9 protein-coding genes are annotated in these 8,934 nt (G+C 73.3%); 5 read left to right on the forward strand and 4 right to left on the reverse strand.

Annotated elements, in window-relative coordinates; genetic code table 11:
• Window positions 1-36 precede the first annotated feature (36 nt).
• Window positions 37-1,467 (forward strand): MATE family efflux transporter, encoded by a 1,431-nt coding sequence (locus AE652_RS27735; RefSeq protein ID WP_234348564.1) that lies wholly within the window; start codon window positions 37-39, stop codon window positions 1,465-1,467.
• Entirely contained in the window at window positions 1,418-1,945 is a 528-nt protein-coding gene (locus tag AE652_RS27740) for a DinB family protein (RefSeq protein WP_049656313.1), read from the forward strand. The genes AE652_RS27735 and AE652_RS27740 overlap by 50 nt, the downstream gene beginning before the upstream one ends.
• 258 nt (window positions 1,946-2,203) lie before the next feature.
• Here the strand turns inward: AE652_RS27740 and AE652_RS27745 are convergent, their stop codons facing one another.
• Together AE652_RS27745 and AE652_RS27750 are read right to left on the reverse strand one after the other, a co-directional pair.
• Window positions 2,204-3,109, reverse strand: a complete 906-nt coding sequence (locus tag AE652_RS27745) for a hypothetical protein (protein ID WP_049656307.1) — start codon at window positions 3,107-3,109, stop codon at window positions 2,204-2,206.
• Window positions 3,110-3,440: 331 nt separating this feature from the next.
• Entirely contained in the window at window positions 3,441-3,815 is a 375-nt protein-coding gene (locus AE652_RS27750) for a TetR-like C-terminal domain-containing protein (protein WP_159028571.1), read from the reverse strand.
• A gap of 20 nt (window positions 3,816-3,835) precedes the next feature.
• Here AE652_RS27750 and AE652_RS49080 point away from each other — a divergent pair, with 20 nt between their 5' ends.
• Complete coding sequence (locus AE652_RS49080; RefSeq protein WP_255357455.1) at window positions 3,836-3,970, forward strand: hypothetical protein; 135 nt, start codon at window positions 3,836-3,838, stop codon at window positions 3,968-3,970.
• A gap of 87 nt (window positions 3,971-4,057) precedes the next feature.
• On the opposite strand, the gene AE652_RS27760 is transcribed toward AE652_RS49080, so the two are convergent.
• On the reverse strand, window positions 4,058-4,234 hold the full coding sequence (locus AE652_RS27760; RefSeq protein ID WP_049656309.1) for an antitoxin: 177 nt from the start codon (window positions 4,232-4,234) through the stop codon (window positions 4,058-4,060).
• Between the two features lie 153 nt (window positions 4,235-4,387).
• Here AE652_RS27760 and AE652_RS27765 point away from each other — a divergent pair, with 153 nt between their 5' ends.
• Together AE652_RS27765 and lpdA are read left to right on the forward strand one after the other, a co-directional pair.
• Complete coding sequence (locus AE652_RS27765) at window positions 4,388-6,043, forward strand: M28 family peptidase (RefSeq protein ID WP_053112300.1); 1,656 nt, start codon at window positions 4,388-4,390, stop codon at window positions 6,041-6,043.
• 266 nt (window positions 6,044-6,309) lie between these two features.
• The gene (gene lpdA / locus AE652_RS27770; RefSeq protein WP_049656311.1) at window positions 6,310-7,716 is read left to right on the forward strand and encodes a dihydrolipoyl dehydrogenase; all 1,407 of its coding nucleotides are present in this window, start codon (window positions 6,310-6,312) and stop codon (window positions 7,714-7,716) included.
• Between the two features lie 107 nt (window positions 7,717-7,823).
• Here the strand turns inward: lpdA and AE652_RS27775 are convergent, their stop codons facing one another.
• Complete coding sequence (locus AE652_RS27775; protein WP_049656312.1) at window positions 7,824-8,573, reverse strand: sigma 54 modulation/S30EA ribosomal C-terminal domain-containing protein; 750 nt, start codon at window positions 8,571-8,573, stop codon at window positions 7,824-7,826.
• Between the last annotated feature and the right edge of the window lie 361 nt (window positions 8,574-8,934).

Genomic DNA, 8,934 nt, shown 5'->3' on the forward strand with positions numbered 1-8,934 from the left:
ACCAGAACGATCCCACGAAGAAAGGTATGGAAGGGCATGCGCGGCCAGTTGCGCCGACTCACGGCATTGGCGGTACCCGTCTACGCGGAACTGCTGTCCGGGGTGATCGCCTCGGTGATCGGGGCCCTCTGGGTGGCCGGTCTCGGCGGGGCCGCGGTCGCCGCCGTCACCCTGGCCGGCACCGTCGAGAACCTGCTGCTCGGCCTGGTCCTGGTGGTCGCCTCCGGCACCAGCGTCAGGCTCTCCCACGCCCTCGGTGCCGGCGACCACGCCGAAGCCGCCCGGACCACCCGCGCGGCCTGGCGGCTCTGTGCCGCTGTCAGCGCGGCGCTCGCCGTCCCCGGCTTCCTGCTGCGCGACCGCCTGGCAGGCGCCTTCCTGGACGGCGAAGCCGCCGAGCAGGCCGCCGGTTACCTCGCCGTCGCGTTCCCGGCCTTCGCGCTCTTCGTCGGCCAGCGCGTCGCCGACGAGCTGTTCAAGGGCGCGGGCGACACCCGCACCCCGATGCGGATCGCCCTGCTCTCCAACGCGCTGCTGCTCCTCCTCGACCCCCTGCTGATCCTCGGCCCGGGGCCGCTGCCCGCCCTCGGCGTGCCGGGCGCCGCCCTGGCCCTGGTCCTCTCCCGGGCGATCGCCCTCGCCGTCACCCTGCGAGTGCGGCGCGGGCGGCGACTGCGGCAGCCGGGGTCACACGCGGATCCGCAGCCGGTGAGACGCGAGGAACCGCGGCCGCAGGACCCCGGCGGCACCGGGGGAGCGGGCGCGGCGGCGGTACACATCCTGCGCGCGGGCGCACCGTTCGGTCTGGACTTCACCGCCCGGATGGCCGTCGGAACCGCCCAACTCGGCCTGGTCGCGGGCTTCGGCGTCGCGGCGGTGGCCGGCTACGGCCTCGGCTACCGCGTCCTGCTCGTCGCCACCATGGCCTTCTACGCGCTGCGCCAGGCCGCCGCGATCGAGGCGGCACGGCTGACCGGTGCGGGAGAGGTCGCCGCGCTGCACACCCTGCGCCGCGCCACCGGACGCCTCGCCGCGCTGCTCGGTGGGGTGGCGGCGCTGCTCGCCGTCACGCTCGCCGTGCCGCTGACCGCGCTCTTCACCGAGGACCGGGCGGTGGCCGCGCAGTCCGTCGGCTTCCTGCGCTCGGCGGCCCTCTACCTGCTGCCGTACGCGCTGGTGGTGGCGGTCGGCGGAGTGCACCAGGCGGCGGGCGCCGGGCGCCCGCTGGTGGTCTCCGTCCTGCTCGGTCTCGGGACCCAACTCGCCGCCTCGGCGGCCCTGTCCGGGCCGCTGGGGGTGTCGGGGGTGTGGCTCGGGCCTGCGGTGGGCGCGGCCGTGCAGCTCGCGCTGCTCGCCACACTGACACGGTCGCGGAGTCCGCGGGGGACTGTCGGTGGTGTGTGCCAGGGTGGGGGCCATGGCACACACCCCGGACGGGCGGCCGATCCCGCCCCCGCACACCGATGAACGCACCACGCTGGAGAACTGGTTGGACTTCCAGCGGGCCACGCTCGCCCGGAAGGCCGACGGCCTCGACGACCACCAGGTGCGACTGGCGTCCGTCCCACCGTCCACGATGACCCTGCTGGGCCTGGTTCAGCACCTCGCCGAGGTCGAACGCACCTGGTACCAGCGGGTGTTCGCCGGGCAGGACGTCCCGCCGGTGTACGGCGCGGACAACGCCGACGGCTACGGGCTGGACCCGGCGCGCGGGATGGCCGAGGCGCTGCGGGACTGGCAGACGGAGGTCGACCGGGGCCGGGAGCTGACCGCGGACAAGCCGCTGGAGGCGGCCGGCCCGCTCTCCCCGCAGGTCGCCGCGGTGATCGGCGCGGACAGCGTCTCGCTGCGCTGGATCCTGGTGCATCTGATCGAGGAGTACGCCCGCCACAACGGCCACGCCGACCTGCTCCGGGAGTCCGTCGACGGCGCCACCGGGGTGTGAACCAAACCGGGGTCTGACGGCACGGGCGTTGCTCAGCGCCGGCCGACGGACTCCGGCCGCGCGCCCGACGTCGGACCGGCGGCCCGGCCGGCAGCCCCACCGGCCGTCGGTCCGGCCGCCCGTCCGGTCAGCCGCGCGGCGACCAGCGTCCCCGCGGCCTGACGTCCTCCCGGAGTGAACGCAGCGGACGGGCGGAGGTGAGTCCCCGGAAAGGTCGAGGACCTTGTCGCGGGGTTCATTGCGCCGCTGTCCGCGTCGCTATCTCGGCGACGCGGGCGGGCCGAGCTCGGCGGGTGTGGTGCGGCGGCGCCCGAACGGCCAGACCCGGAGGCGTCGTTGTCTCGGAGCGTTGTCTGCTTGCCGAAGCTCGGCGTATCGGATGAGCGACTCCGGACTCGCCGTGCGGACCCAGACCGGGGCGCCGATCAGGATGCGCTCCGTGCCGACCAGCCCCTCATCGTGGAAGGTCCAGCGCCCGGGGTCGAGGACGATGTCCTCGTAGATCACGGCGAACCACTCGCAGCGGTCTGCGGAGCCGAGGGTGAACCCACGAGTCCAGGGGCGGCCTGCGTGCTCTTCATCGGGGCGTGAACTGCCCTGGTACAGGGCGATCTTCAGCGCTTCGACGGCCAGAGCCTGCGAGTCGCCCCAGAAGGACTCCGGATCAGCGCGTCGGGCCTCCAGCAGGTTCGACACCGCGAACCACGCCGACGAGGACCACCCGCTCTCCGGCGCGTCGGACGCTCTGAAGTGGGGCGTGTTGTCGAGGCTGCCGAACAGGACCAGGTCGACTCGCTGCCCGCTGGAACTGTGGGTCCGGGTGTGAAGCAGTAGACCCTTGTCCCGGGCAGGCCCGCCGATGAAGCGCGCGAACTCGACTCGGCCGACGCCTTCGGCGAACTGGGCGGGCGGCGGCGAGTCGAAGGTCACCGCTGTCTGCGGGCCCAAGGCCTTGCGGATGCGGATCGCCATCTCCCGGCGGTCCGGCTCCTTGGCCGGCGGAGCCGCCGACACCTGCGGTACAGGGGCACCACCGACCGATGACGGCATGCCAACCGAGGTCAGCGTCCACTTCCCGAGCGAGATCCCGTTGTCGCCGGCCAGACCGCGCACCTGTCGGTCGGACCAGTACAGGAACCTGCCGACGTCGTCCTGGCGAGCCACCGGAACTCCTTCTTGTGCTGCGCGAGGCCTCCGTGTCGCGCAGTGCGTTGGCGGGAGCGGCGGATTCGAGTCGAGCTGCAGGCCTCCCCGCTCCCGGGACGGTGCCAGGAGGGCAGGGCCCTGCGGCCCAGTACCAGGGGCGGCCATCCGCAACAAGGGCGCTGAGTGTGGCTGTGTCACCGGTCTGCGGCCGACCCGGCTGTGCTGCCGCGCCTTGCGCACCCAAGTGATCATGAAAGTGCCGTTCCCCGAGCGTGTTTGAACGGGTCGGACGGGACGGCGCCGGTGATGCTCGTGGCCAGGACGAGCCCCCGGTGGTGCCGTGGCGGGTTCACCGGGCGGAGGGGCCGAGGTGGGCGTCCAGCGTGGCGCGCAGCAGTGGCTCGACGGAGTCGTCGCCGGTGATGAGGCGCAGGCTACCCCAGGTGCGCAGTTGGGCGAGGCCGTGCAGGTTGGACCAGAGGGCGGCGGTGGCGGCGGCCGGATCGTCGGACTGCGGGTGCACCTCGGTGACCAGGCCGACGAAGGTGAGGAACAGCGGCAGGGTGGTGCGGCGGAGTTCGACGCCGCGGCCCTCCGGCAGGTCGTGACTAGACATCAGCTCGAACATGCCGGGGTTGGCGACCGCGAAGCCGAGGTAGGCGCGGGCGAGCGCGTCGAGGCGGCCAGTTGCGTGTGGACAGTGTCTACTCGCAGCCGCACCGATGCCCGGGCAGAATCGATCGCGTGACCGATCACGTGGACGAAGGCGGCGAGCCGGCCTGCTGGCTGGACCGGGTGTGCCCGGAGTGCGGACGGCTGCGTGACCGGCCCGGCCCGGGCCCCTGCGAGAACTGCGGCGCGGACGGCACGGACGCGTAGGGCGACGCGTAGGGCGACGGGTCAGGCGACTGAGACCGACCCCGGCCCGGCCGGGGTCAGCCGGGCCGGCGCCCCGCGGAGCCGCCGCTACTGGGGCGGCTGGTCGCGGAACTGGTTCTTGAGCTGCTCCTGGGCGGCGTCGACCTGCCCGCTGTACTTGCCCTCGGTGCGCTGGTCGACGGCGTCGCCCGCCTTGTCGACGGCCTTGTCGGCCTGGTCCTCGTGGCCCTTCAGCAGGCTCTTGAGCTTATCCATCATGGACATCTGGTCACACTCCTGGATGAGACGCCCCCACCCCTCCAATATCGCCGCGTGCGCTGCGGTCCGCATCCCGCAAGGTGTGCGTAAAGGCTTGGCAACGGGATTCCGATCATGTCCAATCATGACCCTCACGGCCCGTCGGAAGGAGTCGCCCTGATGCTGCGCACCCGTCGCTCCACCTCGCCGCTCGACCGTTCCACCCCACTCGACCGTTCCACCCCGTACGACCGCACCACCTCCCCAGGACGCCCGCGAACCGCCGTCACCCGGCGGAGTGCGGGCGCCGCCCTGACCGTCGCCGCCCTGGTCGCCCCGCTGCTGCTGGCCGGCGCCGGCAGCGCCTCGGCCGACCCGGACCCGGCGCGCAAGGGCGCCAAGCTGGCCTCCCGGCTGGTCGAGGCGAGCAGCGCCCGGGACGCCCGGGCCACGCTGGCCGCGCTCCAGCTGATCGCGGACCGCAACGGCGGTACCCGGCCGGCCGGTTCGAAGGGGCACGACCAGTCCGCGCAGTACGTCTACGAGCAGGCGCGGCGGGCCGGACTCAACGTGTCCAAGCAGGAGTTCGTCTACACCTACTTCGAGGCCCGCTCCGAGCACCTCGACGTGGTCTCCCCGAAGGCCGAGCCGGTGCCGGTGATCGCCATGACGTACTCGGTGAGCGGTCCGGGGACGGGCCTGACCGCGGACCTGGCGGTCGCTCCGGTCGGTGCCACCACCGGCTGCACGCCCGCCGACTACCCGGCGGGCGCCTTCACCGGCAAGATCGCCCTGATCCGGCGCGGCGGGTGCAGCTTCGCCGAGAAGCAGGCCGCCGCGGCCGGCGCGGGGGCGGCCGGGGCGATCATCTACAACAACACCGAGGGCAGCCTCAACGGGACGCTCAGCGAGCCGACGGCGGGGAGGATCCCGACCGGCGGGATCACCGAGGCCGCGGGCGAGGCGCTGGCCGCCCAGGCCGCCGCCGGGCCCGTCCGGGTGACCCTGGACATCCGCACCTTCATGGAGCAGCGCAAGACCTGGAACGTCATCGCCGAGACCCGCGGCGGCGACCCGAACCACACCGTGATGGTCGGCGCGCACCTCGACTCCGTCCCCGAGGGGCCGGGCATCAACGACAACGGCTCCGGCACGGCCGGAATCCTGGAGGTCGCGAAGAACCTCAGCGTCCACCCGGTGAAGAACAAGGTCAGGTTCGCCTGGTGGTCGGCCGAGGAGTTCGGCCTCAAGGGCGCCGAGAAGTACGTGAACTCCCTCTCCGACGCGGAGAAGAAGAAGATCAGCCTCTACCTCAACTTCGACATGATCGCTTCCCCCAACTACGCGCAGTTCGTCTACAACGGCTCCGGCAGCGCCGGCGGAGACGCGGGCCCCGAGGGCTCGGCCCAGCTGGAGCGGGACATCAACGGCTACCTGGAGGGCCGGGGCCTGCCGCACGACCCGACCGCCTTCGACGGCCGCTCCGACTACGGTCCGTTCATCGACGCGGGCATCCCGGCCGGCGGCACCGACACCGGTGCCGAGAAGGTCAAGTCCCCGGAGCAGGCGGCCCGTTACGGCGGTACGGCCGGCGTCGCGTACGACCCGTGCTACCACAAGGCCTGCGACAACCTGGGCAACATCGACATGGGCGCCTTCGACGTCAACATCGACGTGATCGCGAACGCCGTCGGCACCTACGCCTGGGACCTCTCCTCGCTGCACCGGCCCGTCCCGGCCCAGCGCCCGGCCGCGAAGGCGGCGCCCGGCGCCGGCGCGGGCGCGACGGGTATCGGCGGCACCAACGGCGACCGCTCCCACGGGGTGGCGGCCTGACGCCCGGGTGGGCCCACCGCCACCCCTGGCCGGCGGGCCCACCCGACCGCCGTACGCGACTGCTCCATCCGGGACCTCCCTCCGTCATCGCCCCTGGTGGCCACGGGTGCCGTCACCGTAGCGGAGACCGCTGACAAATCCGGCCGCGGGCCGGTACGGTGCCGCGCGGGGCGCATCCGCCGAGACCCGGTGGGTGCGCCGAGCACGGTCCTGACACCATGGGACCGAGATCACGACACCGTGACACCCTCGGAGGAGTCAGCAACATGAGCACGCACTACGACGTCGTCGTCCTCGGCGCGGGCCCGGGCGGCTACACCGCCGCCGTCCGTTCGGCCCAGCTGGGGCTGAAGGTCGCGGTCATCGAGGCCAAGTACTGGGGCGGCGTCTGCCTCAACGTCGGCTGCATCCCCTCCAAGGCCCTGCTGCGCAACGCCGAGCTCGCCCACATCTTCACCAAGGAGGCCAAGACCTTCGGCATCAAGGTCGAGGGCCAGGTGACCTTCGACTTCGGCGAGGCCTTCCGGCGCAGCCGGTCGGTGGCCGACGGCCGGGTCAAGGGCGTCCACTACCTGATGAAGAAGAACGGCATCACCGAGTACGACGGCTGGGGCACCTTCGTCGACGACCACACCCTCCAGGTCGCGCTCAGCGGCGGCGGCTTCGACGTCGTCACCTTCGACCACTGCGTCATCGCCGCCGGTGCCACCACCCGCCTGCTGCCCGGCACCAGCCTGAGCGACCGCGTGGTCACCTACGAGGAGCAGATCCTCACCGAGCAGCTGCCGGAGAGCATCATCATCGCGGGCGCCGGCGCGATCGGCGTCGAGTTCGCCTACGTGCTGCACAACTACGGCGTGAAGGTCACCATCGTCGAGTTCCTGGACCGCGTGGTGCCGTTGGAGGACGTCGAGGTCTCCACCGAACTGGCCAAGCAGTACCGCAAGCTGGGCATCGAGGTGCTGACCTCCACCCGGGTCGAGTCGATCGACGACAGCGACCCGACCGCCAAGGTCCGGGTCACCGTCACCAAGGACGGCCAGCAGCAGGTGCTGGAGGCCGACAAGGTGCTCCAGGCGATCGGCTTCGCGCCGCGGGTCAACGGCTACGGCCTGGAGAACACCGGGGTCAAGCTCACCGACCGCAACGCCATCGCGGTGGACGGCCGCGGCCGCACCAGCGTCGAGCACATCTTCGCGATCGGCGACGTGACCGCCAAGCTGATGCTCGCGCACGCCGCCGAGACGATGGCCGTGATCGCCGCCGAGACCATCGGCGGGGCGGAGACCATGGAGGTCGACTTCGCCATGATCCCGCGCGCCACCTACTGCCAGCCGCAGATCGCCTCCTTCGGCTACACCGAGGCGCAGGCCCGCGACCTGGGCTACGACGTCAAGGTCGCCAAGTTCCCGTTCACCGCCAACGGCAAGGCGCACGGGCTCGGCCACCCGATCGGCTTCGTCAAGGTCATCAGCGACAGCACCCACGGCGAGCTGCTCGGCGCCCACCTGATCGGCCCCGAGGTCACGGAGCTGCTGCCGGAGCTGACGCTGGCCCAGCAGTGGGACCTGACCGTCCACGAGGTCGCCCGCAACGTGCACGCCCACCCGACCCTGGGCGAGGCGGTCAAGGAGGCCATCCACGGCCTCGCCGGTCACATGATCAACATGTGACGCGCCCTCCCCGAGCGCACGCCGCGCCCCCGTCGAGCGACCGCTCGGCGGGGGCGCGGCGCGGTTCCGCCCAAGGGTCAGGGGTGCTGGAAAGGGCCCCGTGGCCGTCAGGCGTGCCCGGCGATCAGGCCGAGCCGGCCGTCGAAGCGGCGGTAGAGCACCCGGCCCCGGCCGCTGACCGGGTGGGCGAAGAACAGGAACGGCAGCTCCGCGCCCGCCAGCCGGTCGACGGCCTGCGCCTCCGTCAGCCGGGGCGCGCCGTGCGGGCTGAGGGTGATCGGCGAGGTCCGGCGGCCGGGCGGACCGGCGGGGACGGTACGGGCGAGGCGGTAGCCGGTCGGCCCGACCCGGTAGACCACGGCGTCGGTCTCGGTCGCCGGATCGGTGAACAGGTGGATGTCGTAGTCCATCGCGTCCATGGTCCGGGCGGCGGCCGCCGGCGAGCACCACACCAGCGAGGGCTCCTTGCGGCGGACCACCCGGAGCTCGCGGACGGCCCCGCCGCCCGGCCCGCCGGAGGCCCGCCCACCGGAGTCCGGCGCACGGTGGCCCGGCCAGGGGCGCGGTGACCAGGCCCCGGTGACGGCCCTGATCCTGCCGCGCAGCGCGTCGCTCACCCGGTCGATCGAGTCGCCCAGCCCGGCCGCGGCCTCCTGGACGCGGATCCGCCGACCGTCCACCTCGGCGTTCACCTGCGCCAGCACGCCCCCGGCCACGGCCGCGAGCCGGACCCGCAGGGCCTCCACCAGCGTCCCGACCCCCGGAGTCGCCGCCGCGGCGGCCACCCGGGCCCGCGTCTCGGCCAGGACCTCGCCGGTCAGCCCCTCGAACGCCCTCACCGTGACCAACTCGCCCATCCCCAGGCCCTTCCACTCCCAGCCGGCGCATACCGGCGACCAGGATCCCGGGCCCCCGGCCGCGCGGCCAGGGCCCAACGGCCCCACTGCGGGGGGCCGGGCGGACCAGCCGGGCGGTGGGGAGGCCGACCCGTGCCGCCGGAGTACGCGCCGGTGAACGGGACGGGAGAGGCACCGAGCCCCGGCCGGTGGGCGCCGCTACGGGGGAGCGCGGCACGTTGCGGTGGCGGCTGCTGACGGCGGACCGGGGACGACGATGAGTCGTGGCCTGTGACGAACAGGGGCCGAGCCCTCACTCGCCGGGCCGGCCGCCCCCGCCCGGTTCCGGGCGCCGACCCCGGTCCGCTCCGCGGCCGGGCCG

Origin of the sequence: Kitasatospora sp. MY 5-36, assembly GCF_001182915.1 — a bacterium.
In the GTDB taxonomy this organism is placed as follows: domain Bacteria; phylum Actinomycetota; class Actinomycetes; order Streptomycetales; family Streptomycetaceae; genus Kitasatospora.

Excerpts from the sequence above, each read along its gene's own strand:
- AE652_RS27765 (WP_053112300.1), top strand. The coding sequence starts at position 4,388 with ATGCTGCGCACCCGTCGCTCCACCTCGCCGCTCGACCGTTCCACCCCA.
- AE652_RS27775 (WP_049656312.1), bottom strand. The coding sequence starts at position 8,573 with ATGGGCGAGTTGGTCACGGTGAGGGCGTTCGAGGGGCTGACCGGCGAG.
- AE652_RS27735 (WP_234348564.1), top strand. The coding sequence starts at position 37 with ATGCGCGGCCAGTTGCGCCGACTCACGGCATTGGCGGTACCCGTCTAC.
- lpdA (WP_049656311.1), top strand. The coding sequence starts at position 6,310 with ATGAGCACGCACTACGACGTCGTCGTCCTCGGCGCGGGCCCGGGCGGC.
- AE652_RS27760 (WP_049656309.1), bottom strand. The coding sequence starts at position 4,234 with ATGTCCATGATGGATAAGCTCAAGAGCCTGCTGAAGGGCCACGAGGAC.
- AE652_RS27740 (WP_049656313.1), top strand. The coding sequence starts at position 1,418 with ATGGCACACACCCCGGACGGGCGGCCGATCCCGCCCCCGCACACCGAT.